Source organism: Flexivirga sp. YIM B11880 (genome assembly GCF_058148645.1).
The window spans coordinates 262765-288217 of record NZ_JBMAMH010000005.1 but is presented as its reverse complement, the minus strand read 5'-3'; the positions used below and the strand labels follow the sequence as shown (position 1 = coordinate 288217).

27 protein-coding genes are annotated in these 25453 nt (G+C 65.9%); 21 read left to right on the top strand and 6 right to left on the bottom strand.

Features of this window, described 5'->3' with window-relative positions; translation table 11 throughout:
• Nucleotides 1–340: 340 nt before the first annotated feature.
• Complete coding sequence (locus ACN8HC_RS10590; protein WP_490074792.1) at nt 341–1543, top strand: NYN domain-containing protein; 1203 nt, start codon at nt 341–343, stop codon at nt 1541–1543.
• A gap of 525 nt (nt 1544–2068) precedes the next feature.
• On the opposite strand, the gene ACN8HC_RS10585 is transcribed toward ACN8HC_RS10590, so the two are convergent.
• The gene (locus tag ACN8HC_RS10585; RefSeq protein WP_490074791.1) at nt 2069–4219 is read right to left on the bottom strand and encodes a DUF4236 domain-containing protein; all 2151 of its coding nucleotides are present in this window, start codon (nt 4217–4219) and stop codon (nt 2069–2071) included.
• A 524-nt stretch (nt 4220–4743) separates the two neighbouring features.
• Nucleotides 4744–4938 (bottom strand): helix-turn-helix transcriptional regulator, encoded by a 195-nt coding sequence (locus ACN8HC_RS10580; protein WP_490074790.1) that lies wholly within the window; start codon nt 4936–4938, stop codon nt 4744–4746.
• Between the two features lie 308 nt (nt 4939–5246).
• Between ACN8HC_RS10580 and ACN8HC_RS10575 the strand changes: the two genes are divergently transcribed.
• Complete coding sequence (locus tag ACN8HC_RS10575; protein ID WP_490074789.1) at nt 5247–5687, top strand: helix-turn-helix domain-containing protein; 441 nt, start codon at nt 5247–5249, stop codon at nt 5685–5687.
• Nucleotides 5688–5692: 5 nt separating this feature from the next.
• Here ACN8HC_RS10575 and ACN8HC_RS10570 read toward each other — a convergent pair whose 3' ends face one another.
• Nucleotides 5693–6685 (bottom strand): GAF domain-containing protein, encoded by a 993-nt coding sequence (locus tag ACN8HC_RS10570; protein WP_490074788.1) that lies wholly within the window; start codon nt 6683–6685, stop codon nt 5693–5695.
• 16 nt (nt 6686–6701) lie between these two features.
• On the bottom strand, nt 6702–7478 hold the full coding sequence (locus tag ACN8HC_RS10565) for an SDR family NAD(P)-dependent oxidoreductase (protein WP_490074787.1): 777 nt from the start codon (nt 7476–7478) through the stop codon (nt 6702–6704).
• A 762-nt stretch (nt 7479–8240) separates the two neighbouring features.
• Here ACN8HC_RS10565 and ACN8HC_RS10560 point away from each other — a divergent pair.
• The 19 genes from ACN8HC_RS10560 to ACN8HC_RS10470 all read left to right on the top strand — a co-directional run bounded on the left by ACN8HC_RS10560 (nt 8241) and on the right by ACN8HC_RS10470 (nt 22989).
• On the top strand, nt 8241–8825 hold the full coding sequence (locus ACN8HC_RS10560) for a hypothetical protein (RefSeq protein WP_490074786.1): 585 nt from the start codon (nt 8241–8243) through the stop codon (nt 8823–8825).
• 311 nt (nt 8826–9136) lie between these two features.
• Nucleotides 9137–9751 carry a hypothetical protein gene (locus ACN8HC_RS10555; protein ID WP_490074785.1) on the top strand — a complete coding sequence of 205 codons (615 nt, stop codon included), beginning with the start codon at nt 9137–9139 and terminating at the stop codon, nt 9749–9751.
• A 163-nt stretch (nt 9752–9914) separates the two neighbouring features.
• Entirely contained in the window at nt 9915–10628 is a 714-nt protein-coding gene (locus ACN8HC_RS10550) for an SAF domain-containing protein (protein ID WP_490074784.1), read from the top strand.
• Nucleotides 10629–10631: 3 nt separating this feature from the next.
• Complete coding sequence (locus ACN8HC_RS10545) at nt 10632–11426, top strand: hypothetical protein (protein ID WP_490074783.1); 795 nt, start codon at nt 10632–10634, stop codon at nt 11424–11426.
• Nucleotides 11423–13045, top strand: coding sequence for a TadA family conjugal transfer-associated ATPase (locus tag ACN8HC_RS10540; protein WP_490074782.1), 1623 nt, complete (start codon nt 11423–11425; stop codon nt 13043–13045). Before ACN8HC_RS10545 ends, ACN8HC_RS10540 begins: the two co-directional genes overlap by 4 nt.
• Nucleotides 13042–13911, top strand: a complete 870-nt coding sequence (locus ACN8HC_RS10535) for a type II secretion system F family protein (RefSeq protein ID WP_490074781.1) — start codon at nt 13042–13044, stop codon at nt 13909–13911. Before ACN8HC_RS10540 ends, ACN8HC_RS10535 begins: the two co-directional genes overlap by 4 nt.
• Nucleotides 13908–14825 carry a type II secretion system F family protein gene (locus ACN8HC_RS10530; protein ID WP_490074780.1) on the top strand — a complete coding sequence of 306 codons (918 nt, stop codon included), beginning with the start codon at nt 13908–13910 and terminating at the stop codon, nt 14823–14825. The genes ACN8HC_RS10535 and ACN8HC_RS10530 overlap by 4 nt, the downstream gene beginning before the upstream one ends.
• An 89-nt stretch (nt 14826–14914) precedes the next feature.
• Nucleotides 14915–15124, top strand: a complete 210-nt coding sequence (locus ACN8HC_RS10525) for a hypothetical protein (protein ID WP_490074779.1) — start codon at nt 14915–14917, stop codon at nt 15122–15124.
• A gap of 17 nt (nt 15125–15141) precedes the next feature.
• A complete protein-coding gene (locus tag ACN8HC_RS10520; RefSeq protein ID WP_490074778.1) occupies nt 15142–15564 on the top strand; it encodes a TadE family protein in 423 nt (140 codons plus the stop codon).
• Nucleotides 15561–15998 (top strand): TadE family protein, encoded by a 438-nt coding sequence (locus tag ACN8HC_RS10515; RefSeq protein ID WP_490074777.1) that lies wholly within the window; start codon nt 15561–15563, stop codon nt 15996–15998. Before ACN8HC_RS10520 ends, ACN8HC_RS10515 begins: the two co-directional genes overlap by 4 nt.
• Nucleotides 15995–16441, top strand: a complete 447-nt coding sequence (locus tag ACN8HC_RS10510; protein ID WP_490074776.1) for a TadE/TadG family type IV pilus assembly protein — start codon at nt 15995–15997, stop codon at nt 16439–16441. Before ACN8HC_RS10515 ends, ACN8HC_RS10510 begins: the two co-directional genes overlap by 4 nt.
• Nucleotides 16438–19713: a LysM peptidoglycan-binding domain-containing protein gene (locus tag ACN8HC_RS10505; protein ID WP_490074775.1), complete on the top strand. Its 3276-nt coding sequence runs from the start codon at nt 16438–16440 to the stop codon at nt 19711–19713. The genes ACN8HC_RS10510 and ACN8HC_RS10505 overlap by 4 nt, the downstream gene beginning before the upstream one ends.
• Nucleotides 19713–20243: a macro domain-containing protein gene (locus ACN8HC_RS10500; RefSeq protein ID WP_490074774.1), complete on the top strand. Its 531-nt coding sequence runs from the start codon at nt 19713–19715 to the stop codon at nt 20241–20243. Before ACN8HC_RS10505 ends, ACN8HC_RS10500 begins: the two co-directional genes overlap by 1 nt.
• An 18-nt stretch (nt 20244–20261) precedes the next feature.
• On the top strand, nt 20262–20675 hold the full coding sequence (locus tag ACN8HC_RS10495) for a hypothetical protein (protein WP_490074773.1): 414 nt from the start codon (nt 20262–20264) through the stop codon (nt 20673–20675).
• A 374-nt stretch (nt 20676–21049) separates the two neighbouring features.
• The gene (locus tag ACN8HC_RS10490) at nt 21050–21352 is read left to right on the top strand and encodes a hypothetical protein (protein WP_490074772.1); all 303 of its coding nucleotides are present in this window, start codon (nt 21050–21052) and stop codon (nt 21350–21352) included.
• Complete coding sequence (locus ACN8HC_RS10485) at nt 21352–21837, top strand: hypothetical protein (protein ID WP_490074771.1); 486 nt, start codon at nt 21352–21354, stop codon at nt 21835–21837. The genes ACN8HC_RS10490 and ACN8HC_RS10485 overlap by 1 nt, the downstream gene beginning before the upstream one ends.
• Nucleotides 21838–21842: 5 nt before the next feature.
• Nucleotides 21843–22091, top strand: coding sequence for a hypothetical protein (locus ACN8HC_RS10480; RefSeq protein ID WP_490074770.1), 249 nt, complete (start codon nt 21843–21845; stop codon nt 22089–22091).
• The gene (locus ACN8HC_RS10475) at nt 22091–22648 is read left to right on the top strand and encodes a thermonuclease family protein (RefSeq protein WP_490074769.1); all 558 of its coding nucleotides are present in this window, start codon (nt 22091–22093) and stop codon (nt 22646–22648) included. Before ACN8HC_RS10480 ends, ACN8HC_RS10475 begins: the two co-directional genes overlap by 1 nt.
• Entirely contained in the window at nt 22645–22989 is a 345-nt protein-coding gene (locus tag ACN8HC_RS10470; protein WP_490074768.1) for a hypothetical protein, read from the top strand. Before ACN8HC_RS10475 ends, ACN8HC_RS10470 begins: the two co-directional genes overlap by 4 nt.
• 340 nt (nt 22990–23329) lie before the next feature.
• Here the strand turns inward: ACN8HC_RS10470 and ACN8HC_RS10465 are convergent, their stop codons facing one another.
• Both ACN8HC_RS10465 and ACN8HC_RS10460 read right to left on the bottom strand, forming a co-directional pair.
• Complete coding sequence (locus tag ACN8HC_RS10465) at nt 23330–23992, bottom strand: cutinase family protein (protein WP_490074767.1); 663 nt, start codon at nt 23990–23992, stop codon at nt 23330–23332.
• Nucleotides 23993–24016: 24 nt separating this feature from the next.
• A complete protein-coding gene (locus ACN8HC_RS10460) occupies nt 24017–25426 on the bottom strand; it encodes an FAD-dependent oxidoreductase (RefSeq protein ID WP_490074766.1) in 1410 nt (469 codons plus the stop codon).
• Nucleotides 25427–25453: the final 27 nt, after the last annotated feature.

Below are 25453 nucleotides of genomic sequence, written 5' to 3'. Positions count from 1 at the left end.
TCAACAGGAAGGTTCGCGGGCCAACCGGCTAGTCCTAGGCGGTCAGCCACCGCTGTGAAATCCACCAAGATCGGATCGAGGTCAATGCTCATGTTCGGACGGTAGCGGCATTGGTCGACAGGTCCAGGCGAACAGTCCGCGCACTCGCGGCGGTATGGCGTAGGTGTTAGCGACGTGCCAGGACCGGATCGGCACGGTAAGTCACGTGGTCCATCGAGAAGAGGCAGCGAACCGGCGCTTCCGCAGGCGCTCTTCTTACCACGGCAATGTCTCGTTCGGTGAAGTGCCCTACCCTTCGATGCAAGGGCAACGGATCACTTGAGGGGCCACGATGCGCACAGTGACATCGGCGTTGTACGTCGACTTCGACAACGTCTTCGGCGGCTTGAGGCAGCTCGACGAACAGACTGCCGATACCTTCGCCAACGACCCAGGCCGTCTGGTCAATTTCCTACGTCACGGAACGGATGACGAAGGTGACTTCCAGAGAAGATTCCTCGTGCGGGATTGCTACATTAACCCGCATAGCTTCGCTAGGTTCCGTGCTCAGTTCGTTGCCGCAGGATTCCGTGTAATCGACTGCCCCTCCCTTACCCAGCGTGGCAAGTCGGCGGCCGATATCCATATCGTCATCGACGTGGTCGACGCCATCTCACACGCAACTCGTTATGACGAATTCGTGATCTGCTCGGCCGACGCGGACTTCAGCCCTCTTATGACAAAACTACGTCGGCATGACCGGCGCACCGTGATGGTGGCTGCTGGCAAGACGGCACCTGCCTACCAAGCGGTATGTGACGCGGCTGTGGGTGCCATGGAGCTCGTCGCCGCCTTTGCCCGAGATGCGGCGCTTGCCCAGCATTGTGCTGACGGAGTGGAAGGTGCTTCGCCAATCAGCGAGGAGGATGTCGCCAGTGCAGCCGAGGCGGTCCGAGCAAGAGTTACTCAGAGTGACAACGCTGTTCCTGGTTCAGCGGCAGCCGCAGCCGCCCGCCGAGTCGTGCCTGACATCGTCAAGTCAAGGTGGGCAGGAACCGGCGGCTTTGCGGCCTTCGTGCGACAGCATCTGCCTGAGCTGACCTATCAGTCGACTGACAGCGGCGGTCTGCTCTTGGATCCGGCACGCCACCAAGCCAATGCGGTCACGACAACTGACGAAGGCGACGACATTCGTGCTCGCGTTGCCCGAGTAACCAAGGTGCCTCCGTTATCAAGTGAGCAGTACGCGGTGCTATTCCAAGAGTTGTCGAGCATCGCCAAAGTGCAGCCGCGACTCGCCCGCATCGGGTACGACGTGCGCGAGCGCGCAGCAGACTCAGCAGCACCGGTGCCGCGTTCTTCGGTCGACTACGTCGTGACTGGATTGGTATATGCAGGATGCGATCCTCGTACTGCTGAAGGGGGAGCGCGTGAGTTGGCAGCGAAATGGCTGAGAAACGTCCTCTTCCTCTGCGAGCAGGCAGGACTGGACCTCGACGATACCGAGATGGAAGCAGTAGAAGCCTGGATTCTAGGATCTCTGCCCTCGGACGCCTCCGAGTAGGCCGCAGCGGCCACCACCTCTCGCGTTCAGTATCCGGCCGCGACATCTCTTGCCCGGAACCCTTGCCGCTACGCGACCACAGGAACCGCCCAAGTGCGGGTGTCCGGCTGGGCGCGCTCGTGGTTCGACTTCGGCAACCACTCGCGCGGACTTCCGCTTGTGCTGCCCCTCAGGCGGCGAAATGACACGCCTCCGAACCCACCGCTCCGAACCCACCGCGAACGTCGGGAGGCGGTCCTCTCTGTCCGAACATACGTCAACTCTCTGGGCGTCTGAGCGGCACCGACCGCTTCGGCAGCCGAGATGCCGATGCGCTACCTAGCACTTCGATTGCCGCTCCTTGCGTCTGGCCGCCGCGTCCTTGCGGAACTCGTTAAGGGTGGTGGTGATGACGTCCGCCGCCCTAACCCAGCCATAGCCTTGGTCGTAGTTCGATTCGACATTGATGGGATGCCGTCGACCTCACGCCTTCCGAGTGCGAACGGCCTAATGGAGCGCGAGTGGCCGAACTGACGCCGGAACCTGTCAGTAGCTCTCCATCGAACGCGCACTGTGCCGAGTGCCTAGTCCTCGCTCAGCGAGTCCATCCATCCAGTCCCGGGTGACCTCTGCAGATTTCGCGACATCCAGGGTCGCCTCGACTCGCAGGGGGGAACCGGCCAGACGTGCACGTGCCACTGGGAGGAGGTTCTTGGAGCTGACGAACCGCACGACGTCAAGCAGCTGCGCGGACATCGCCTTGGTCAGAACTCCGATCGGCTCTCCACGAAGTCGCACCTCGACGAGTTCCGCCATTTGCGACCGTGGTGTCTTCTGGCGCTCGACCGTGTGAAGCGTGACAGCGACGTGGCGGTCACCTCGTCCGACGTACATTCCGAGGATGTCCATATGGAGTTCTTCTTCGGTGACCTGGATCGTCTTGCCGCGGGGCAGGACCGTGTATGGCTCATCTGGAAAGGCATTGAACGGCTGTACGCCAGCGACTGGCGGGAGGCGCAGCGAAGGGTAGGAGTAAGTCTCGATTGTTCCGGGCTCGTCCCACTTTTCGTGCTGATATACGCGTAGGCGTCCGGGAACGACCAAGTGCTTGCCGTCGTCCAGGAGGTCATCGAGTGCTGGACCGTACGCTGCCGCCAGCTCGCGGGGTAGGTAGCCGACGTGGATACCGTGCATGAGCACTTTGACTGCGTTTGCGTCGTACTCGTTCCGTGAATCGAGTTGAAGCTCTGCCGAGAGCTCGAGCTCGCTGCTGCCGCCTTCGAGCCGCCCACGACCTGCAACCGCAAGCACGCGAAGGGCGTTCTCTTTGTAATGGGAGGCGCCTGCCACATCGACAGCTGGCCACTCTGGTTTGGCCCATGGCTCGACTGCCGCCGTTGTTAGTTGCGTGGGATTGTCGCCCGGCTGGCGGGGCTCAGCAACAGATCTCGGTCGCGATGGGGACACCGGTGGTTCGAGGTTGATCGCCGCGGCGGAGACGGCGCCGCGATCTGCTGCGGGAGACGGCGCCGCGATCTGCTGCGGGAGTTCCGGAGATGCTGGCGGCGCGAGAATCTGCGGTGGGGCTAGCGACAATCCGTCGTCACCTTGGGACGATGTGCTGCATGGTCCCGGCCATCTCGACAACGTGTTGCTTACGGTCGTCGCGGGACCCGGTTGTGAGGTCTGCAATCTCCAATCCAAGCCCCCGGGACTGCTGACGTGCATGTGCCCATAGAGGGCTATCGGGCGGACCGGGTTCTGCTTGTACCGGCGATCGGGACCTCCCTGCACGTTGACGTACTGCCAGGTTTGGCCGACTCTTTGCGCGTCGCGCGGAAGGCGCGCCCCTGGGCTTTCGATGAACTGCGACTGCCGCCCAGCTACGCGTAGGTGGTTATAGCTCACGTCCGAGTAGTGCTTACCCTCCCGCACCAATACGCGGTCTGGCAGGAAGTAAATGGCTGCCTTCCCACTCTCAAGTCCGGGGACCGCAATGTTCGTCTTCAGATTCTTGGGACCAACGAGTGTCGCCTTCACGGTCGCACGGTTTACCACGTGCCCTGCGCCTGCATGGATCTTACGCTGGTGCGTGGTCGTGGTGGGCGCCGTCTGGATGGTGCGCCACAACTTTGCGCAGGAAGTGAGCTCGACCCAGTTCGACACGAGCGTGTCGAACCAAGCCGCGGCATCGTCCTGAACGTCGTAGAACAACACTACCGAGCGGTTACGAATGTCGCGCTGAAACATCCACCAGCTCGCGGGCAGGCCAATCAGCCAGATGACGAGGCCGATCGGCATTGTCACGAGTCCGAGTATCAGCGCGGCGACGGCTGTGAACCATCCCCACGCGTGCCGCTTAGAGGCTGCGTTCAGCTGCTCGACGATGTCCCCCTCCCCGGTCGGTGTCAGAGTCAGCGCCGACGCCCCTGCTGTGTCCTGCATCACCAAGGCATCCGAGGCGCGGCGCTGGTCCTGCTGCGGAGGCAGAGGTGCAGGGGGAGGCGACGCTGCGGTATGAGGGCGCGGAAGCGTAGTGCGGTAATAGACGCCGTGCCGGCCCATGTGCGCATAATTGCCCCGCGCACCCGACCCAACGCGGAAACCAGGCACTCCGGCGCTAACACCGATGCCGGATCTGCTGACGTTGAATCGCAGCGGCCCAGCCTTGACGGTCTTGCGCACGTAGAACCCCATTGCACGTCCCCGGTCAGATCTTGCGTAGTTCAGCCCAGCGTCTGCTGCCCCTGAGAATACTCACCCCATACGGGTCAATGCCTCTTACTTGGTTACTATCCACGCCGTCGAGAGGACCTTCCTCGTCGGGCCGGCGTCGCGTGCAACCTGCGAGGGAGTGTCAGAATTTCGGATGCTTCCTAGAAGCATCCGAAGTTGCGACAGTCGCGGACTCCGCTGCCGCGAATGGACGCTGGCATTCGTTTCTTTGGGTCCAATCTCGTCGACCCTCGCGGAAGCCGCTCAGTCCGGTGATGGGAAGCGGATCGGTCAGTAGCCCTATCTGGGCGGTAGGCAGCAGCTTTTGGACGATGCTGATCGTCCGAGGCGCAGGGCGCGCTATCCTGCTGCGATCCGCCGGACGATCGAATTGAGGCTATGAGACTGGCCGGCAGTCTGCCCTGCAAAGTGTGGACGTGATCGTCGACGACGAGGACGATGGCAACGCGAAAGCAGGTTGTCTTGTGCGCGAGTCATATGAGGTGTTACGCCGTTGGAATGAGGACCATCAGCCGGTCGACGTCGGCAGGGTCAACGCGAAGTACGCGAGGTCCGCTGCGGTAGGCGGGCAGTTGGCCGGCAGCGATTCTGCGACGCAGGGTGCGGATGCTCAGGCCGGTCCGCTCAGCCGCGTCGGCCAGCGTCTCGAACTGGCGGCGGGGTGTTGTGGGGGTAGGCATACTGTTCTCCTTTCAAGTTACATAAGGACAGATCGCGCCTCTGGCGGTCACACGCGAGGATGGAGATTTGTGGGCATGTGGTCGACGGCCTCGTGGACCGTCGATGGCTACTCGCGTCGCGTCGAATACCTCGGCCCTTGGTCACTGGAACAAGGTGAAAGCGCGACGACTTGGCAGCGGCGAACCCGACGTTTGCTCAGCCGGTACCCAACGGAGGTCGACGAAGCTCCAGCGCAGCGGTCACTGGTCCAACCAATGAGTGACAACCCAACCAGTGCGGGGGCGCACCAAACGAATACGATCCCATCGTGTCCGGTCACTCACCATTTCGTGCGAAAGCGCTGCGTGACGCCCGGGTGAACGCTGGTTTGACCCAGCATCAGTTGGCTAACCGGATTGGCGTTGCTGGGGGCGAGCGCGTGTCCCGCTGGGAGCTGGGTACGTCGACGCCGACGCCGGCGATCCTCAGCAAGCTAGCGAAGGTTCTCGGGGTCCGGATTGCGGACCTCCTTGCGGACGTCGACGGGCCAGCCGACTTGCGGCTGCTGCGGCTGGAGGCCGGCTACGGCTCGCGAGAGACCGCGCGTCTCGCGCACTTGGCGGCCGCGACATATATCCGGTGGGAGGCGGGGGCCTTCAGTAGGATGCCGGCTGACGCGGAACTGACGCCGCTGGCCCGTGTGCTCGGCGTCCGCCTGAAGGTATTACGTGACGCGCTAGAAGAGTCTCGGCGCCGGCGCGAGGTTTAGCTGCCCTACGAATTCACGTCGATCGTCCAGAGCGCGGCTGTCGTCGAGTTGTCCAGCAGCATCGGCTGACTCGTCACCTTCACGGTGGTCCACTCCGTGTGGGTGCCTCGCAGGCGGATCGGCCGTGTGACCGCGCCGTCGACCAGGCGGTTGAGATCCTGCACGACCTCGGCATCATCGGGATGAAAGATGTCGATGCCTGGCACGGCCCAGTCGATCGTCGATGGAGGCGAGTCGACCCACTGGATGATGTGGCCGGTGCGAACGTCGACGATCGCGCGGTGCGTTCCTGGTTGGGCAGCTGCATCCAGAACGCGGCGCTCGAGGACCGCGAGGCGAGGTGCTTGGGGGACGTCCTCTGCGGGGCCGAGGTCGTGGGTGATGCCGTGCATGACGATCTGCGGACCGTCGTCCGTGTCGTGCAGCAGGGCTCGACACGAGAAGTGCGCCGCGCGTCGGTCGCCGTCGTCGCAGACGACTGTCCAGATTGCCTGGTGCTCGCTGCCGGGTTGTGACTGCACGATTTTGGCCAAGGCCTCGGAAGCGTCCGGGCCGGCGGTGAGCCGGGTGAAGGCCTCGCCCATAGCGCGCTTGGTGCGCCTGTCGTCTTTGGACTGGTGGTAGAGGTCGAGCAGTTCGTCGGATCCGGCGACCTCGAAGCTGGTGAGATTGAAGTACCAGGCGCCGGCGAGGTCATGGGGCACCGCCGGCTCGGCTTCGTCGGGCCCTCCGAGCCAGAACCAGGCGCCGTTCACGCGGCCGTCGTACGCGCTGAGCGGGTAGGCGAGGCAGTGCCGCCCGGCAGATGTGACCGTGTCGTACGGCTCGGCGGCGGTGGTGACGTGGTCGAGGGCGGCCTGTGCCATGGCCAGAGATGCCCGATTGCGGGCGAAGAACTTGTCTAGTGGCACCATGTTGCGCGGTCTGGAGCCGAGACCGATCAGTGTCGGCGGCTTGAAGCCAAAGGTCTCAACAAGGCACCATTCAGGACCGGACATGGCTGCACCCCCAAGATCAGACTCGCGGAAGTCGAGTGTATCGACCGGCGGTGCGGGCGAGCAGCGCCGCGATCCGAGAATCCCGGCCCGCGTAGATGACGCGCGAGCCGCGCTGCTGCCCGCGGACGATGGCCCGAGCGATGTCGTCGGCCGCTGACCGTGCGATCTGGCGGTCGAAGCTGGCCACCCGTTCCGTTGGATTCTCGTTCTCGGCGAAGCTGCCGTTGCGCAGGATGTCGGTGTGAACGCCGCCGATGAGGGCCGTGCTGACACGGATTCCAGCGCTCTCAAGGTCCAGCTCGTTGGCCAGGGTGCGAGTGAACCCATAAACCGCAGCTTTGCTCGCAACGTACGACGCGTGGCGGGGGACCGCGATGCTTTCGATCGCGCTAGACGCGGTCACGATGCTGGATCCACGTTCGAGGTACGGCAGGCATGCGTGCACGGTGGCGATGGTGCCGATCAGGTTTATGTCGATGACTCGCACCAAGTCCTCGAATGTGCTCTGGCGCACCGTTCCCGTATGCATAGCGCCCGCGAAGGTAAAGACACAGTCAAGAGCCGGTGCTTTTTCAACCCAATTTGCGAGGTCGTGTCGGTAGTCCGTGGCCGTGACGTCCAACGGCGCGACCACTGCTTGACACGGCAGCTCGGCTGCTAGTGCATCGAGCGAATTCCTATCTGTGTCAACAAGAATCAAGGACTCGTAGGTGCCAGCGAGGCATCGTGCAAGGGCGCTGCCGATGCCCCCGCTCGCGCCGGTGATGAGGGCACTACGAGGCTCTGCGCGCATAGCGCGATCGAACCTGTGCGGGGTAAAATTTCGCTGCCGCTCACGCAGGTGAGATCGGCTCTGCGCCTGATGTTTCGGCCGGAGTCCTGAGCTAAAAAAGTGGTGCCTCACGGGCACTGCTTAGCACGGCGTTCCCTTTCGGGGAAGGCGCCGGAGGGACTAGAGCATGCCGTCGAGCAGCTGGCGCGCACTCCAGGGGGAGGGCGCTGCACCAGCAATCCAGGACGCCGTCCGCATTCCACGGTGGGCAGGCTGCTACCGGCACATCATCATCCAGGTTCTGCGGCATATCGCCGTGGACGACGTCTTGGTGGTTCGCAGCGACGGCGACCAGATCTGCGTGGCGATGCCGTTGCAGTCTGATCTTGCGGACCAGCTGACGCAGCACGCCCGAAGGTGGCGGCGCCAGGGCGAGACTTTCGAACTGTGGTTGGGGCCGGCGTGCGACGCAGAACTCCACGAATCGAACGACCTAATCCTTGCGGGGCGCACGCCGAGGTGCTGGCCGAGCGTCTTCGGCACACGCGTCACCGGTGGCTATTCGACGGCCGACGCATCGTGCTCAGGCAGGGTGAAGAGGCGGCGGAACCCATGATGCCGTGCGGAAGGGAGGCTCTGGTGGCACAAGTGCGATACGAGGTTGTGGACGAGCACCTTCAAAGATTCATAATGCACTAGTGTAAGTGCATCGATTTGAGCCGACGTGACCGCCAGGACCCCTTATACGGACCTTCTGGCAGGCGAGACAACAAGGAGACCGACATGACGAAGGCGATGCGGATGGCAGGCGCGACCCTGGCTATGGGGAGCGTGCTGCTGGTCTCTGCGTGCGGGAGCAGCGACGGCAACAAGGCGCCATCGACGACCGCCACGGCGCCTCCCGGCACCAAGTCGTCAACGAAGCCGGCCAGCTCGTCCACAACGACGAGCAGTGACCCGTTGGCGAAGAACAAGGCAGCGGCCATCGCGTCTGTGATCGCGTTCGAGAAGCGCGTCGATGCCCTCTATGCCAAACCGAAGGGTGATCTAACTTCCCTCGATCAGGTGGCGCGTGGCAAAGAGCTAGCTCAGTGGCAATACAACATCGGCAGTAGCCGGGAGCAAGGCATCACAGTCAAAGGGAAGACGATGATCGAAAAGCCCTCCGCCACAACGACGTCCAAGGTGTCGAAGTACAACGTCATGGCTTGTGTTGATGTCAGCGGGAACAAGACTCTGAAGAAGGGCAAGCCCCAGCCACGGCCGTCCGGCGCCCCTGTGCGCACCCGGACGAGGTTCGCGGTCACCCAGGACACGAAGACCCAGAAGTGGTACGTCACTGATGAGAAAGTGCTCGGGACATGCTGACCTGGGTGCGGGCAGCCGTTCTCGCAGCTGGAGTGTCGCTGGCGTTCGTGGGGATCACCCGTCCGACTGCCCAGGCTGCTGGCGGGGTGAAGTGCCCGCCGGGGACTGTATGGAATGGCAAAACCGGAATCTGCGTCATCAGCATCGTGGTCCCCGGCCCGCCGAGCCCGACACCAGACCCGCCGGGACCTACCCCGCCAGGCAAGAAGCCGCCCAAGAAGGGCAAGGGGAAGTGCGAGAGCAGCGTGACTGGCAAGGAAGTTCCGTGCTCCAAGGGCAATGCGTGGTGGTCGCCGTCGAAGCAGTGCTACGTGAGCGTTGCCAAGCCGCAACCGGCGAAGTCTGATCCTGTGTGGCAGGGGCACAAGAACGGCACGATCTACCAGTGCGACTTAATTACGTCTCGGTTCTTCTTCTGGTCTGCGACGCAGCCGGGCGGGCCGAAGGCGCCGCCTGACCCGGTGCAGTTGGCACGCGAAGCAGTCACGGCCATGCAGCTGAAGGCGATCACGATCGGGATCGTCCCGGGTAACGACCCCGGCAAGGTCGGGTTGGTCGGGCTCCCACAGTGGATGTGGGTGAAGAATCCGACCCCGAACACGTTCGGCCCGATCACCAAGAGCGCTTCCGCTGCCGGGTACACCGTGACGGCGATCGGCAAGGTCGACCGCGTCGTGTGGAACATGGGCGACGGCCAGATCATCACCTGCGATGGGCCGGGTACGCCGTACACAGCGGCGGCCGGCAAGGCGAAGTCCCCGACGTGCGGGCACAACGAGTACGCCAAGCAGGGCAGCTACACGGTGACGGCGACGAGTTACTGGACGATCACCTGGTCTGGCATCGGTCAGACCGGCACGATCCCGGTCACCACGGCCCGCAGAACGACCATTCGAATCGGCGAGGCCCAAGTGCTCACGAAGTGAGCGGTATCCAACGGAACACGGACTGACTGGGGAGACAGCAGCCATGGCAATTGCACCAACAGACGAGCAGCGCAGCGCGCGCCGCCGCGACCGGGGGACCAAGGATCCNTCACGAAGTGAGCGGTATCCAACGGAACACGGACTGACTGGGGAGACAGCAGCCATGGCAATTGCACCAACAGACGAGCAGCGCAGCGCGCGCCGCCGCGACCGGGGGACCAAGGATCCCGAGGACGCGATCGGACCCGCGGCTTCGAGTGACACCGTGGCGCCGCCGCCGAAGATGCGCCGGCGGCCACTGCTTATCGCCGCATCGGTGGCTGCGGTCTGTTTGGGGGCGTTGCTGGCCGTGATGGCTTTCACGTCGATGAACTCCGCGAAGGAAGTCCTCGCGGTGCGATCGACGGTGCACCGCGGTGAGGTGATCACTCGTGGGGACGTGATGACCGTCCGCGTGGGGGTGGACCCCGGTTTGAAACCGCTGTCAGCATCGCAACTGAACAACGTGGTCGGAAAGCGCGCAGCGATGGACATCGCCGCGGGCGGGCTGGTCACCGGTGACGAGATCACCTCAAGCGTGGTGCCCGGTGCAGGCGAGAGCGAGGTTGGGATCAGCCTGGCGCCCGGTGCTCTTCCGGCCAACGGGCTAGAGAACGGCGACGATGTGCGGATCGTGCTGACCCCGGGCCAGCAGGGACAGTACAAGACCGACTCGACACCCACGGACGTCGCAGCGACCGTCGTCGGCGTCTCGAACGGCGGCTCGAACGGGCAGAAGGTGGTGGACGTCCTGGTCCCCAAGGACCAGGCGCCCGACGTGGCATCGATGGCGGCCACCGGAAAGGTCGCTCTCGTCTTGGACTCGCGAGAGCACTGAGCCATGGCAATCATCATTCTCACCTCAGCCTCGGGATCGCCCGGCGTGACGGCTACTGCCCTGGGCCTGACACTGACCTGGCCGCGTCCAGCTGTGCTGGTCGAGGCAGACCCGACCGGTGGCAGTGGACTCCTGGCGGGTTACTTCCACGGCGAGGTCGCTCACTCCGGCGGTCTGATCGACTTGGCGGTGGCACACCGCGAAGGCAACCTGGCGCAGTCGCTGTGGTCTCAGATGGTGCCCATCCCGGGTTCGAACGCCCTGCTGCTTCCCGGGGTCCGCAGCCACGCGCAAGCGCGCAGCCTGACGACGTTGTGGGGTCCCCTCACAAGCGCACTACGCGGGCTGGAGCGCAACGGCCAGGACGTCATCGTCGACGCGGGCCGACTCGGCTTGGAGGGCGCGCCGGGACCCTTGATGATGGGCGCCGATCTGGCGTTGCTGACGATGCGGACAAGCCTGCCGGCGCTATCGGGTGCCAGGTCCTGGGCCGAGTCACTGCGCGAGGAGTTCGAGAAGATCGGTTCTCTGCCCCGGCTGGGCACCCTGCTGATCGGGGAGGGACAGCCATACGGCGCGCGGGAAGTTCGCAAAGTCCTCGGACTGCCCGTCATAGAGAGCGTTCCGTGGGATACCGGCGGCGCCTCCGTGTTCTCCACCGGAGCTAACCGCCCGCGCAAGTTCGACAACTCCAGCCTGGTGCGCGGCTTGCGCGCGACCGGGGCAGCGATCCAGGCCGCGGTCGAAAGCAACCGCGCCGATCTTGAGGCCACCAAGAACGTAGGGAGCCCCGCATGACCCAGTCGAACCCCTGGGTGTCCGATCCGGATGACCCGACAGACCCCACCTCCTTGCCGCTGTTCGCCGGCGACGACAGCGCGGCCGCGGCCCAGCCGAAGACTGGCCGAGTGCGGTCATCGTTCTCGCTGGGGGAGCAGTCGCACGACCGCCGCGCCTACATTCATGCAGTCGACCAGCCAGGGTCGGACGACGACGAGTCCGATGGCGGGCGAGGGCGTCGGGCAGGCAGATCAGCACGACGACGCAAGACGGGCGCGAACGCGCACGACGGCATCGACTGGGGGCTGGTCGCTGCGTTCCGCGGCAGGGCATCCGAGCAGCTGAGTGCGGCGATCGGTGAAGACCGCACGTTGGATGAGCAAGCCCAGGAGGAACTCGGGCGCTCGATCATCGTCGAACTACTGGAAAGCGAGGCAGCAGAGGCTGTTTCGGCCGGCCGTCAGTCGTGGTCCCTGGACCAGCAGGACGACATGGCCGACGCGATCTTCAACGCACTGTTCCGGTTGGGTCGTTTTCAGCCGTTGGTCGATGACGAGACGGTGGAGAACATCGAGGCGTACGGCAACGATCATGTGCTCTTACTGCACGACGACGGGCGGATCGAACAAGGCCCGCCGGTCGCCGAAAGCGACGAGGAGCTGGTTGAGTTCCTCACGTTCCTGGGCAGCAAAGCAGGCAGCGGACGGCCCTTCTCCGAGGCGCAACCCCGGTTGCATATGAACCTTCCAGGAGGCGCTCGACTCGCTGCCGCATGCTGGAGCTGCACCAGGCCGACAGTGGTGATCCGCCGGCACCGCGTGCGCGATACGGACCTGCGTGAGTTGGCCGCGACCGGGATGCTCAGCGATCTGCAAGCCGATTTCCTCGAAGCGGCAGTCAAGGCCCGGCTCAACATCATCGTCGCCGGCCCGCAAGGCGCGGGAAAGACGACCATGGTGCGCGGGCTGTGCGCCGCCATCGACCCCTGGGAGAAGATCGGCACCTTCGAGACGGAGTACGAGCTCTTCCTGGATGAGATGCCTCGCCACAAGCGGGTCATCGCCTTCGAGTCCCGTCCGGGATCGGGGGAAGTGGGCATGAACGGCCGGCAGGCCGGTGAAATCACGCTCGATGAGCTGCTCATCGACAGCTTCCGGTTCATGCTCGGACGCACGATCGTGGGTGAGGTCCGTGGTCCGGAGATCTTGTCGATGATCAAGGCCATGCAGTCCACGTCCGGGTCGATCAGCACGACGCACTCGGCCAACGCGAAGGCGGCGATCCGAAAACTGGTCATGTGCGCCATGGAGGCGGGCGCGCACATCTCCGACGGTTATGCGGTGAGTGCGGTGGCCGGACACGTCGACCTGATCGTGCAGCTGCACTACCAGCCCGGTGCGCAGGAGGGGACCGACGAGGAGAGGCGGCCGCAGCGGTGGATCTCTGAGATCGTCTCGGTCGAGCCCGGGGAAGAGTCCACCGGGTATGCGACTCAGCATGTGTTCCGGCCTAAGTCTGGCGGGCCGGCGGTCGCCAGCGTGCTGCCGGAACACATCCGCGGGGTGTTGGAAGAGCACGGATTCGACACTCGCGCGTTCGAGGACGAGCGCCGGATCCACGGGGGCGAAACCTCATGACCGCCCTGGTCCCTGGCCTGGCGGGTGCGCTCATCGTGGCCGGCGTGCTGGGTGCTGTGCTGGGTGTTCGACCCGCGCCGGAGAAGCCACCTGCACCAGCCCGGACGCACCTGCCCTTGGTGGCACGGCTGGGTCAAATCTCCCCTAGAACCCGGGTGCTATTGCTGGTCGGGGCTGGTGCAGGTCTCATCGTGGCGATCGTCACGGGATGGTTCATCGCGATCCTTGCGGTGCCCGCGATCATCGTGGGGCTGCCGATGCTGCTGACCGCGCCTCGTGCGGCGTCCGAAATCGAGCGGCTCGAAGCGATGGAGGAGTGGACCCGGTCGTTGTCGGGTGTCCTCACGGCCGGAGTCGGTCTCGAGCAGGCATTGATCGCCACGTTGCGATCGACCCCGGACGCTATACGCCCGGAGGTGACCCGGCTGGTCGCTCGGCTCGGTGCCCGGTGGGGTACCGAGGACGCGTTGCGGGCGTTTGCCGAGGATCTCGACGACGCCACGGGAGACCTGGTGGCCGCCAACCTGATCCTCGGGGCTCGGCGCCGCGGTCGCGGCCTGGCCAACGTGTTGGAGTCACTGGCCGAGTCGGTGGCTGCTGACGTGCGGGCTCGCCGGCAGATCGAGGCCGACCGCGCCAAGCCTCGCGCGACTGCCCGCTGGATCACCTTGATCACTGTCGGCGTGCTGGCGTTCCTGGCACTCACCGGACGGTATGTCGCACCGTACGGTTCGCCGCTGGGGCAGGTCCTGCTGGTTGTGCTGTTGAGCGCGTACGTCGCCACCTTGATCTGGATGCGCACGATGACGCGCGGCGCGGCCCTTCCGCGCTTCATCGGGATGCAGGCTGAGGGAGGGAAAGCATGATCACGGGACTGCAACTGGCGCTGGTCGGCGGCGGGTTCATCGGCCTCGGCATTGCGTTGCTGGTGTGGCGGCTGGTGCCCGCTCAACCCGACCTCGGGGACGCCCTGGGGCGTCTCTCCCCGGACCAGCCGCGTCGCGTTCGTGATCGTGCCGAGACGGCCGCGCAGCCGGCGGATTCCCGTGAGCGGGTCGGTCAGTGGGCGCTCAAGACGTTCCCGCCTGGCGCGTGGGCCCGCACCCCACACAGGGAGCTGGCGCTGCTGCGGATTCCGCTGACCCGCTTCTACGGCGAGAAGGTGCTGTTCGCCGTCTTCGGCCTGGTCGTCCCGCCGTTGTTGACGAGTTTCTTCGCGGTGATCGGACTGCGGCTGCCGTTCGTCATCCCGGTCGTCGCGACGCTCGTGTTCGCCGGGGTGATGTTCTTCCTACCCGACTACAACGCACGCGACGACGCCAAGAAGGCCCGCGACGAATTCAACCGGGCGCTGGGTGCGTACATCGATCTTGTTGCGCTGGAGCGCAATTCAGGCTCGGGTGCCCGGCAGGCGATGGAAGTCGCGGCGGGTGTCGGCGACAGCTGGGTGTTCCGCCGGCTCAGCGAAGAACTCACCCGGTCACGGTGGTCGGGGGAGGCGCCCTGGGAAGCCATCCGGGCACTGGGGCACGAGCTCGGCTTGACCGAGCTGGAGGACCTGGCCGACATCATGCGGCTGTCCGGGGAGGAAGGAACTCAGATCTACACCCAGCTGCGCGCCCGCTCGGCGTCGATGCGGACCGCGATGCTCAACTCCGAACTCGCCAAGGCCAACGAGGTAGGCGAACGGATGAGCATCCCGATGAGCTTGCTCGGGGTGATCTTCATGGCCCTGCTGATCGCGCCGGCGCTGCTGCGAGTAGTCGGAGGTGGCAGCTGATCGGACCTATTTCCCCGCCACACCAGACCAACCGAACTGAACCGTCACCAACCGGGCCGCCGGCCACTTACTAGAAGAAAGGCACAACCATGATTCAGCTCATCGCCACTTTGCACACTCTCGGCGCACGCATGCAGAACAGCCTCGACGAGGCCCGCACCACCATGCGAGACAACCGGGAGGAGGGCTCGGTCTCGATCGAGTCCGTCGTCTGGGCGGTTGCCGTGATCGCGATCGCCGGCATCGTCGTGACAGCCATCACCGCCTACGTCCGCAGCAAGTCCGGCGACATCAAGTAGACGGACCGGGCAGAGCAATGACCAGGATCGTCACGCTGTTCCGCACCCGACTCGGCCGCCGAGCCGGGGCGGAACACGAACGCGGATCGAGCTCCATCCAGATGATTGTGCTCCTGCCTGCGCTCTTCACGGTGATGTTCCTGGGCATGCAAGCTGCCCTCTGGTTCCATGCACGGTCCGTCGCGATCGCCGCGGCACAAGAGGGTGCACGAACCGCCGGTGCGCAGAACGGGTCCGCGGCGGCCGGGATCAGCGATGCTGCCTCTTTCGTCAGCGATGCCGGCGGCAGCGATGTGCTCGCCGGCGTCCACGTCAGCGGCGGCCGTTCCGGAAACCGGGCAACGGTCACCGTCAGTGGCACCTCGATGAGCATCATCCCTGGCTGGACCATCTCGGTGCACCAAAGCGCCACGGTCCCGGTGGAAAGGCTCACCCGATGAAGTGGCCACGCAACCGTCGCGACCCGGAGGAGGGCTCGGCCGCCATCGAGGCCGCCATCGCGGTGCCAGCGTTCATGCTCTTCGTGCTGCTGGTGATCTTTGGCGGCCGGGTCGCCATGGCGCACCAGGCGGTGCAGTCAGCAGCAGCCGAAGCCGCCCGGACAGCATCACTGGAACGGACCGAAGGAGCCGCACAAGGCAGCGGGGCCAGTGGTGCGGCGGCAAGCCTGACATCACAAGGCCTGCACTGCATCTCGCAACACGTCGACGTCGACGCCTCCGGTTTCGCCGCTCCCGTGGGGACACCGGCCACCATCCGGGCGACGGTTCGCTGCACTGTCGACCTGTCGGACGTGTCCGTGCCTGGTGTCCCGGGGTCGATGACGATCACCGAGACGATGACCAGCCCGCTCGACACATACCGGGAGCGATGATGCAGAACGGCAAGAAGCAGCATCAGGAACTCGACCGCGAACGCGGTTCGGTAACCATCTTCATGGCCGCGGCGGCCTTCGTGATGATCGTGCTCGTGGGTCTGGCCGTCGACCTCGGCGGGCAGGTCGCCGCTCAGCAACGCGCCCGGGATGTGGCCGGCCAGGCCGCACGGGCAGGCGGCGAGCAGGTCCTCGGCGGGCCCGCTGTCGAAGGCCAGGGCGCCCAGATCGACACCAACGCAGCGGCAGCCGCTGCCCGCAGCTACCTGGCAGCAGCCGGAGTAGACGGCACGGTTGCGGTCAGAGGCAACGACACCTTGGTGGTGACGACCTCGCAGAACTACCAGACCAAGTTCCTGTCGGTCATGGGAATCGGGAGCCTGCACGTCACCGGCCACAGCAGCGCGCGGCTGATCCGCGCGCAGAATGGAGTAGCCCGATGAGAGGCATCCGCGCCCGGCTCGCCGGGCTGTTCGCCACGTTGCTGATCCTGGGCATCATCATCGGGCTGCCCCTGGTGCTGCTTGCCGTGGGAGCCAACCCGGCGCACTTGTCGGTGCCGACGCTCGACGGCATCAAGACCGCATTGACCAACCCCGACGACGGCACCCTCGCCTTGTCGGCCGTCAAAGTCATCGCTTGGGTGGCATGGGCGTTCCTCACGGTGTCGATCGTGCTGGAGATCTTCGCCCGCGCCAGAGGAGTCCGGGCACCGCAGCTGCCCGGACTGCACATGCCGCAGTCGGCCGCCAAGGGCATGGTCGGCATGGCCATCCTGCTGTTCACTGCCTCGCCCGTCACCGCTCAGCTGGCCAACGCCGCCCCGCTGCCCGCGTCGCAGAACGTGACCGCCTCCTCCGTCGCCCATCCCGGCAGCAAGTCCGCCCCGCAGGCCAAGGACACGAGCCACGGCCAACAGGCCACCAAACCGGCAGCCACCCACACGGTCAAACACACGGTGCAGCCAGGTGAGACCTTGTGGTCCATCGCCCGAGACCACTTGGGTTCGGGCGAGCGATACACCGAGATCGCCGCGTTGAATCACGACGTGCTGGGCAACAAGCCCGGCTTCTTGAAACCCGGCTGGACCCTCCACCTGCCGGCACCCGCGGGGCAGACGTCAACCGGCGAGCACACCGTGACCGTGCACGCCGGGCAAACCCTGTCCGGGATCGCGCAAAAGCAACTCGGCGACGCCAACCGATACCCCGAGATCGAAGCGGCCTCGAAGGCGCTCGTGCAGCCGGGCGGCACCCACCTGACCAACCCCAACCACATCGGCGCAGGATGGACGCTGGTCATCCCGGGCTCGACGAGCAGCAGTCACGTCAAGCAGGCGATCACCCAACACCCGGCACCAAACCATGCGCCCGCACCGAAACACAGTGCACCAAAACCCACTGCGACGGCGACACCACCTGCGGCTCCTGCTCCTACCCACCAGGCGCCCGCGCCGAAGGCCACGCACGAAACCCCCGCGCCGCCACAAACGCACAGCACACCGACGCCGGCACAGTCCACGGAACAGCAGACCGTTCCGCACGAGGCCCAGCTGGACCAACAGCACGCGAGCAGCGCGCCCTGGATGCTGACCGGCCTCACGGGCGCCGGCGCGATCCTGGCGGGATCGGCGTGGCTCACGCTGCGCCGGCGTCGTCGCACCCAGTTCCGAGCCCGCCGTCCGGGGCGAACGATCGCCGTACCAGAGCCCGAGCTGGCACCGGTCGAGAAGACCATCACCGCTGTCGGTGCGACGTCGGCTCCCACGGTCGAGCAGATGGACACGCTGCTGCGGGGTCTGGCGTCCCACGCCACGGACGCCGGGTTGACGTTGCCGCCGGTCGCCGCGGTTGAACTCGGCACCACACAGATCGTGCTGCACCTCAGCAGCCCGAGCTCCCTGCCCGAGCCATGGGAAGGCACCGACGATCAGCTGCACTGGGTGTGCCCGGCCGAGGGCCTTGCCGGTCTGCCCGCCGACCTGGACCAAGACCAGCCGGCGCCCTACCCGCTCCTGGTCACCATCGGTTCCAGCGACGACGACCACGTGTGGCTGCTCAACTGCGAGGACCTCGCCGCGATCAACCTGACCGGAGACACCACCTACGCGCACGACTTCGCCCGATACCTCGCGGCAGAACTCGCGCTCAACCCATGGTCAGCCGGCGTCACGGTCGACTGCATCGGCGTTGCCAGCGAAATCGCCGGGCTGAACCCCGAGCGGGTCCGCTACCACGACGCGTCCGGTGACGCCGCCGCCGAGGCCGTCGCCGATGCCGTGGCGATGATCGACCGCGCCGAAGCGCAACAGGTCGACGTGACAACTGGCCGCGGCAGCAAAACCGACGACGATGTGTGGCCCGCCCGGCTCCTGCTGGTTGACGCCGACCGGACTGCGGATCGGAAGGTCGTCGACCAGCTACTCGACCTGGTCGAGCAGCACAGCGGAAAGACCGGCACCGCGATCGTCGTGTCAGCCACGCAGAGCGAAGAACCCCCGACTGGAACCGTGCTCAACCTCAGCTCCGCTGGGCGGCTGACGATGCCTCGCGCCGGACTCGACCTGGTAGCGGTCGGACTAACCGCCGACGAGGCCAAAGGCTGCGCCACACTGTTCGCGAACAGCGAGGTCCTCGACGACATCGCGATCCCGGTCGACCAAGACGCCACCGACGGATGGCGGTCGTTCACCAATGAGGCCGGCGCGCTGCGCGAGGAGCACACCAAACCACGCGAGGACCGCGACGACGAGACAGCCGAGAGTGTGCTGGACGCCGAGGACGCCGACTACGTCGCCGCGGCCGCGACAACCGAAGAAGACCTGAAAGCGCTGGCCCCACAGGTCCCGGCCCAGGTCCGGGCGGACATCGAAGCCGCCGACCCCACCCTCGACGACGACGTCACGGCCTGGTTCAACGACGACTGTCCGCTGCCGCGTCTGACCCTGCTGGGCCCGATCCATGCACGAACGCACGGCTCCGCCGTGGCAGTGGCCAAGCGCAAGCCCTACGCCACCGAGCTGCTGGCGTACCTGGCAACACGGCCCTACGGTGCGACCCCGGCCCAGCTGGCTGAGGCGTTCAACCTCACCGAGGGACGGGCCCGCAGTGACATCAAGATGGTGCGCGACTGGCTTGGGGTGAACCCACGCACCGGCAACAAACACCTGCCGAACGCGCGCGAATCCGCAGCAGCCAAATGCCGCGGCGTCGGGGTGTACGAGGTGGAGGACATCCTGGTCGACATCGACCTGTTCCGCAGGTTGCGCGCCCGAGGTGAAGCCCGAGGCGGGAGCGAGGGCATCGCCGATCTGCTGCGCGCCCTCCAGCTGGTCGACGGACGCCCCTTCGATCAGATGCGCCCGGGCGGTGGAGAGTGGCTGGCCGGTGGCGACCGGATCGATCACCACATGAACGCCGCCATCGTCGACGTCGCGCACATGGTCACCACCTCGTGCTTGGAATCTGGGGACCTCGTCCGTGCTCGGGCGGCGGCTGAAATCGCCACCGCCGTTGCACCAGACTCAGAAATCGCCAAACTCGACCTGGTCGCGGTCTTCGAGGCAGAAGGCCACCGTGCCGATGCCGAAAGAATCCTGCGTGACGAGGTCTGCAACCGGTCAGACGACGGTGGGGCACCGGTGGAGCTGTCCGAGCGGACCGAGACGATCATCCGTAATCACGAGTGGCTCAACCCGGACCGAGCGGCCAGCTGATGGCCGCCGAACGGTTCGACCCGGCGCCCGAACGGGCAGCGGTCGCGGTGCGCATCCGCAGGATCAGCGGCGACCTCGCCGACCAGCACGACGTCGACGCCCTGATCAACACGTGGAACCGCAACTACATGCCGCGCTGGTTGCTCTACCCCGGCGGGGTCAGCAGGGCGCTCAAACGGCAGACCGGACCAGCACCATGGAAGCAACTCGCCCAGGCCGGGATTCTCCCCACAGGCGGATGCGTGGTCACCGATGCCGGCGAGTTGAGCACGCGCCTGAAGCTGATCCACGTGGCCGGACTCAACCTCCTTTGGAGGGCTACCGAGGCCTCAATCCAGGCATCTGTGCACTCGGCCCTTCGAGCGGCGAGCACCCACCGGATGCAACGCATCGCGATGCCGCTGATCGGATCAGGATCGGGCGGCTTTGACCGTGCTTCCTCGTTGCGCTGCATCGAAGACACACTGCGCCAGTACGAGGTGGGCGAGCCACTCGAGGTGCTCGTCGTCGAACACGACGAGCAGCGCTGAAACTCGGAGATGGCAAACATGATCACGACGTCGCCCGCCGCGCGGGGAAGTCTCTATCGGCAACAGTGGCCGGATCACGAATGCGTCAGCCGCGACGAAGCTACCGGCGGCTTGGTACACATCTGTACCTCGTTCAATACAGAGTGTGACTGGTGTGTCGAGGCCCGCCGCGACTACTTGCGTCTCAACGGGTATGCGGCCCGTGGTGAATGGGACGGACTCGCCGGTCTTGCCGCGACCGCGCTGGTGCCGTGGCAGGCAGCGCCGGACGCCCCCGGCGGCTACGCAGTGTTCGCGACCGACCTAGCAAGGAAGGGCCTCACGGCCGCCGCCGTACCCCACTTAACGGTGTTGGCCGAGGCGACGAATGCGCCGTCGGACGCCGAACCGTCTCGGCATGGTTCGGACGACGGGATCACACCGTGCACCTGAACGATGACACCCCGAACCTGCGACAACCGAACGGGAGATAACCATGCACTCGAAGAATTCTGAGGCCGACGACATGTTCGCGCGGGAACGTTCCGACGTCGAGATCATGCTGAGCCTGGCCAGAGGGCTGTTCGTGGTGCTCCTGTTCGGTGCGGCAATCACACTCACCGTGTGCGGGGTTCGTGGGCCCGTACTCAACTTCGCATGGGTGCTGGCACTCCTGGGTGGTGTCGGAATTGCGCTCGGCAGTTCGGTCGGGGCAGATCGATCATGATGATCGCGATCGCCGGCCAGGCCCCGGAATCGAGATAGGAGCTCGACCCGTGACAGATGGTATGAACCAGATCGGACAGACACAGAACGTGGTGACGCACTTGGCGCTGCTGGTGCCGGGTGTCGGTCCGATCACCGTGGACCGTCTCGACACCGTCACGCGACACCCTGAGGGAAAGGAACTGCACGTCGAACGCAGAGACGTCGTGCTGTTCTCCCGTGACAGCGCCGGCCGGCTCAGTCCGCTTGATCCGGCTGATCTGTCGCAGGGCTACGCCGGCGATGGGGCGCTGACTGTCGTCGACGACGACGGTACGAGTTTCGTCTTCGCTGCTGGGGCCTGGCCGGGTCTGAGATTCACCGTTGCTGAAGCACGGTCGTTGCTCGCGCGGGGAGATCGGTGATGGTCGGCCGGGGAGGCGGGAATTACTTCTCTCGCGCGGACGAGGCGGACGAGGCCGAGCAACTGCAGATCCTCGCGGATGCCGGGATCAGCGCCGAGGACGTCGACCTGGTGGTGCAGCACCATCTCCGTCACGAGCACGAGAGCGCGCGCGAGCACGTTGAGGTGTTGCGCGCCGCGCAGAGTGCGCTGGAGCGGCATGGTGGCGCATGTAACCCCGTACCGCAGGCGGATCGCTGGGACCTCGGGCCGATCGTCACCGCGACTGACCTGATAGGTGCCGGACGTGTGTTGAGCGCGGCGATCGCGCACGCCCAGGACGAGGCTGACCGTGGGGACACCCAACGGGACATCACTTTCGCCCGCAGCGCGGTAGTCGGCGGCATGGTTCGCCGGGAGGCCGAGGGGAAGCACGACGAGAACCTGCGGCTCATCGAGGGTGCGCGGCCGCGTCGCCGCGGCGGGCGTACCGGCACCTGGCTGTGACCCCGATGCCACCGATAAGCAGCCGCTACGACAAGCCGGACCGGCCCCGGTACCCGTGGGTGCAGGTGTGGGTCACTCTGGTCGCGTGCGTCCCCGCGGTGTTCGTTGCGTGCTATCTGGCGGATCGGTGGTGGCATCCACGCTGGGGGCACAACGACCCGCGCGAGCTGCTCACCTTGCCGATCCTGGTCGTGCTGCTCGTGCCCGCAGTCGTGCTGGCGGCCGTCGCGCTGCGGCGAACGCAGCGGTCGTGATGAGCTGGCGCGTTGCGAGCTTGGTTGCCTCTGCGGTCCTGGTGACCGGGTGCCAGTCAACGGCCTCGACGTGGTCGCCGGTGGGCGGCTCGTCGACCACACGCGCAGCCATCCACGGCGGGCGAGTGCAGGCCTACGTGACAGCGACGACAGACGGCGACACCTTCCGCGCCGACGTCGATGGCCGGTCGCAGCGAATTAGGTTCCTTGGGACAAACTCTCCGGAGGTCCGACACGGGTCCGCGCCGGAGCAATGCGGGGGAGAGGATGCCCGGACCGCGCTGGATCGAATGATCTGGCGCCACACCGTCACATTGTCGCCCGGCCCGGGCAGCGACACTGTAGATCGCTACGGGCGCCTGTTGCGTTACGTCACTCTCGACGGCCGCGACGTCGGACTGGCGATGATCCAGGCGGGCAGGGCGTCGGAATATCACCCACGCTCGACAGCCCCGGAGTCACGCCGCGCACAGTATGTTGCCGCGCAAAGGGAGGCGCAGCGTGCCCGCCGTGGTCAGTGGGGGACGTGCACGATCAGCCAGGAGGGAAAGCGATGACAGGACCCGATGCCGGCGGACCGATGCCGGGCTCCGCAACTTCCACGGCCTACGGTCCGGTGTTCGCAGCGGCGCTCGAGGCAGCGGCGCGGGCGATGTACGAGACGTCGAGCGGTTTCGGCAATGTGTTGCCGCACCCGCCGTCATGGCCGGAATTGCCGGCAGCGGACCGCGACCGGTGGCGTGACGACGTGCCTCGTCCGGTGGTCGAGGCCGTGTTACGCGTCGCGGGAGGTTCGCTCGCCCACCAAGGCAGTGATAGCTCCTGTGTCGAGGGCCGCTCCGACGAGCGATTGGTCTCCGTCGACGGGCCTGCTCGATCTGCGTACCGCAGCGCCTGACACACCATCTGAGGTGTCAGTGCCCTCGGTCAGCATGGGGGCTGTGCACGCTGGTGAGCTGATCGAATACGCCGACACCTGCGCCCTGGACGCCGGGCCCGACCACCGGGAGTGGATGCGGATCTGGATGGACCGCATGCTATCTGTACTCGTCACGCCTGCTCTGGGCGTTCTTGCTGGTCGAACCGTCAGCACTATATCGCTGAAGCCTCGCCCCCAACCGCTTCTTGGCGTTGGCCAACGGCCGTGATCGTCCGTCTCGTTGCCGCTGCCCGAACCCGTTACGGGGCGGGATGAGATGCGCGAATTGTCCGGTTATCTGTCGTCGGGCCGGTACTGCTCAACTCAGGCGGGCCAGAACGAATTGCGCTGCCTGGTCGGGCATGCCGTTGTGGAAGTACGCGACGTGTCCTTCGACGTCTGATCCTGGCGCGTTTTGAGCGGAGATGTCGCCCCGGGCGCAGTAGTCGCGGATCTTGGAGACGTGCCCTGCGAGCATGCCGGATTGGCGGGGTATCACTCCGCTGACTCCGGGGGCGGGCTCGCCTGCGTTGTGGGGTTCGCCTGCGGTGAAGGTGGGGTTGCCGAACAGCGCGATGGCGGCGATCTGGTCGATGGCTGGCGGGTCGAGGTCGGGTGCGTCGGTTCCGGCATACCGCACCTCATGCGGCACGAGTGCGTCGGTGATGACTTGGGCGCCTTGGGACCAGCCGAGCAGCACGGTGCGTCGCTGCGGGCGGGAGGCGGCTTCGTCGTTGAGCAGTGACACCAGGTTGCGCACGCCGATCGTCGGGCTATGTCCGAGGTCGATGCGTGCCGGGTAGGTCGCGGTGAAGCTTTCGAACGTCGCCGGGTAGGGCAGGCTGTGGACCTGCACCTCCCCGGCGTACCGGTGGCTGATCGCGTGGGCGATGGGTGTCAGTAGGCGTGACCCGCTGGCAGGTTCGGTACTGCCCCGGACCGTGACGATCAGGACGGGCGGTTTCCGATCGTCTTTACTCATCGGCTGTGCCGGGTGGGTTGTTGGTCATGGCGTCGAGGCCCCGGTGGTGGCTGTTGTCGCAGCGGTCGCGTGTTCGCGGGCCCAGGTCTGGGTGGCGATTTGGACGGCGTCCCACGGTGACCCGAGGGGCGGGGTGTAGGACAGGTCCAGTTCGCTGACGGCTTCGACGCTCATGCCGTGGAAGAGGGCGGTGGCGTAGGTGTCGACGCGTTTGGCGGTTTCGGTGCCGCGGGCTCCGACCAGCTGCGCACCCAACAGCCGGCCGGTGTGTTGGTCACCGGTGACACGGATGGTGATGGGGCGCGCGCCCGGATAGTACGCCTTGTGGTCGTCCGGGGTCGCCGTGGCTGAGACGGGTGCGAAACCGGCTGGGGTTGCTTCGTGTTCGCGGAGCCCGGTGCGGGCGGCGACCAGGTCGAACACCTTCACGACCTGGGTGCCCAGGGACCCGGCGAACCTCGCGTGACCGCCGAGGGCGTTCTCTCCGGCGACCCTCCCTTGTTTGTGCGCGGTCGTGCCCAGCGGCAGGTAGGTGGTGCCCAGCAGCCGGTGGTGGGTGACGACGCAGTCACCGGCGGCCCACACGTGCGGCAGACCGGTGGCCATCGTTTCGTCCACGAGCACGGCGCCGCGTGGCCCGGTGGTTGCTCCGGCCCGCACGAGTAGGTCGGTGTCCGGGGTGACGCCGACGACCACGAGGACCAGGTCGACGTCCCACGACAGGGGCTCTCGGTCGGGGCCGGTCCCGGTGACGTGCAGCCCGTCGCCGGTTTTGGTGATGCGGGTGACGGTGGTGTTGGTGTGCACGGCGACGCCGTGCTTGGTGAGTTCGGTGTGCACGAGGGCGCCGAGGTCGGGGTCGACCGTGGGCAGGACCTCGGGAAGCATTTCGACCTGGGTGACGGCAATGCCGCGGCCGGTCAGTCCTTCGGCCATTTCCAGGCCCACGTACCCGGCGCCCACGATCAACGCGTTCGTGGGGTTGATCCGGTCCAGGGAGTCGGTGAGGGCGAAGGTGTCGCCCATGGAGTGCAGCAGGTGCACCCCGTCACCCGCACCGAGCTGGTCGAGTCCCTCGATCGGCGGTGTGGCGGGTACGGCACCGGTGCCGACGACCAGCTCGTCGTAGCCGATCGTGTCGGTGCCTCCATCGGCCGTCTTGACGATCAACTGTTGGCCGGCCACGTCGATGTCGGTGACCAAGGTGTCCAGCCGCAGCCGCATGCCGGTGGCTTCCAGGTCCGCGTGGGTGCGGTGGGCCAGGTTGGACCAGTGCGTGACTTCGCCGGAGATGTAGTACGGGATGCCGCAGATGGAGAAGTTCGGGTAGGCGTCCGCGACGACGACCGTCACGTCGGTGGTGGGGTCGAGTTCGCGGGCGCGCAGCGCGGCGGAGATACCGGCGTCGGAGCCGCCGATGGCAACCAGGTGCATGGACGTTGGCCTTTCAGAACGGGAAGG

What these genes read in the sequence shown, in the direction of transcription:
- ACN8HC_RS10585 (WP_490074791.1), bottom strand. Translation starts at nt 4,219, where the DNA reads ATGGGGTTCTACGTGCGCAAGACCGTCAAGGCTGGGCCGCTGCGATTC.
- ACN8HC_RS10580 (WP_490074790.1), bottom strand. Translation starts at nt 4,938, where the DNA reads ATGCCTACCCCCACAACACCCCGCCGCCAGTTCGAGACGCTGGCCGAC.
- ACN8HC_RS10570 (WP_490074788.1), bottom strand. Translation starts at nt 6,685, where the DNA reads ATGTCCGGTCCTGAATGGTGCCTTGTTGAGACCTTTGGCTTCAAGCCG.
- ACN8HC_RS10565 (WP_490074787.1), bottom strand. Translation starts at nt 7,478, where the DNA reads ATGCGCGCAGAGCCTCGTAGTGCCCTCATCACCGGCGCGAGCGGGGGC.
- ACN8HC_RS10560 (WP_490074786.1), top strand. Translation starts at nt 8,241, where the DNA reads ATGACGAAGGCGATGCGGATGGCAGGCGCGACCCTGGCTATGGGGAGC.
- ACN8HC_RS10550 (WP_490074784.1), top strand. Translation starts at nt 9,915, where the DNA reads ATGGCAATTGCACCAACAGACGAGCAGCGCAGCGCGCGCCGCCGCGAC.
- ACN8HC_RS10545 (WP_490074783.1), top strand. Translation starts at nt 10,632, where the DNA reads ATGGCAATCATCATTCTCACCTCAGCCTCGGGATCGCCCGGCGTGACG.
- ACN8HC_RS10540 (WP_490074782.1), top strand. Translation starts at nt 11,423, where the DNA reads ATGACCCAGTCGAACCCCTGGGTGTCCGATCCGGATGACCCGACAGAC.
- ACN8HC_RS10535 (WP_490074781.1), top strand. Translation starts at nt 13,042, where the DNA reads ATGACCGCCCTGGTCCCTGGCCTGGCGGGTGCGCTCATCGTGGCCGGC.
- ACN8HC_RS10530 (WP_490074780.1), top strand. Translation starts at nt 13,908, where the DNA reads ATGATCACGGGACTGCAACTGGCGCTGGTCGGCGGCGGGTTCATCGGC.
- ACN8HC_RS10525 (WP_490074779.1), top strand. Translation starts at nt 14,915, where the DNA reads ATGATTCAGCTCATCGCCACTTTGCACACTCTCGGCGCACGCATGCAG.
- ACN8HC_RS10520 (WP_490074778.1), top strand. Translation starts at nt 15,142, where the DNA reads ATGACCAGGATCGTCACGCTGTTCCGCACCCGACTCGGCCGCCGAGCC.
- ACN8HC_RS10515 (WP_490074777.1), top strand. Translation starts at nt 15,561, where the DNA reads ATGAAGTGGCCACGCAACCGTCGCGACCCGGAGGAGGGCTCGGCCGCC.
- ACN8HC_RS10510 (WP_490074776.1), top strand. Translation starts at nt 15,995, where the DNA reads ATGATGCAGAACGGCAAGAAGCAGCATCAGGAACTCGACCGCGAACGC.
- ACN8HC_RS10505 (WP_490074775.1), top strand. Translation starts at nt 16,438, where the DNA reads ATGAGAGGCATCCGCGCCCGGCTCGCCGGGCTGTTCGCCACGTTGCTG.
- ACN8HC_RS10500 (WP_490074774.1), top strand. Translation starts at nt 19,713, where the DNA reads ATGGCCGCCGAACGGTTCGACCCGGCGCCCGAACGGGCAGCGGTCGCG.
- ACN8HC_RS10495 (WP_490074773.1), top strand. Translation starts at nt 20,262, where the DNA reads ATGATCACGACGTCGCCCGCCGCGCGGGGAAGTCTCTATCGGCAACAG.
- ACN8HC_RS10485 (WP_490074771.1), top strand. Translation starts at nt 21,352, where the DNA reads ATGGTCGGCCGGGGAGGCGGGAATTACTTCTCTCGCGCGGACGAGGCG.
- ACN8HC_RS10480 (WP_490074770.1), top strand. Translation starts at nt 21,843, where the DNA reads ATGCCACCGATAAGCAGCCGCTACGACAAGCCGGACCGGCCCCGGTAC.
- ACN8HC_RS10475 (WP_490074769.1), top strand. Translation starts at nt 22,091, where the DNA reads ATGAGCTGGCGCGTTGCGAGCTTGGTTGCCTCTGCGGTCCTGGTGACC.
- ACN8HC_RS10470 (WP_490074768.1), top strand. Translation starts at nt 22,645, where the DNA reads ATGACAGGACCCGATGCCGGCGGACCGATGCCGGGCTCCGCAACTTCC.
- ACN8HC_RS10465 (WP_490074767.1), bottom strand. Translation starts at nt 23,992, where the DNA reads ATGAGTAAAGACGATCGGAAACCGCCCGTCCTGATCGTCACGGTCCGG.
- ACN8HC_RS10460 (WP_490074766.1), bottom strand. Translation starts at nt 25,426, where the DNA reads ATGCACCTGGTTGCCATCGGCGGCTCCGACGCCGGTATCTCCGCCGCG.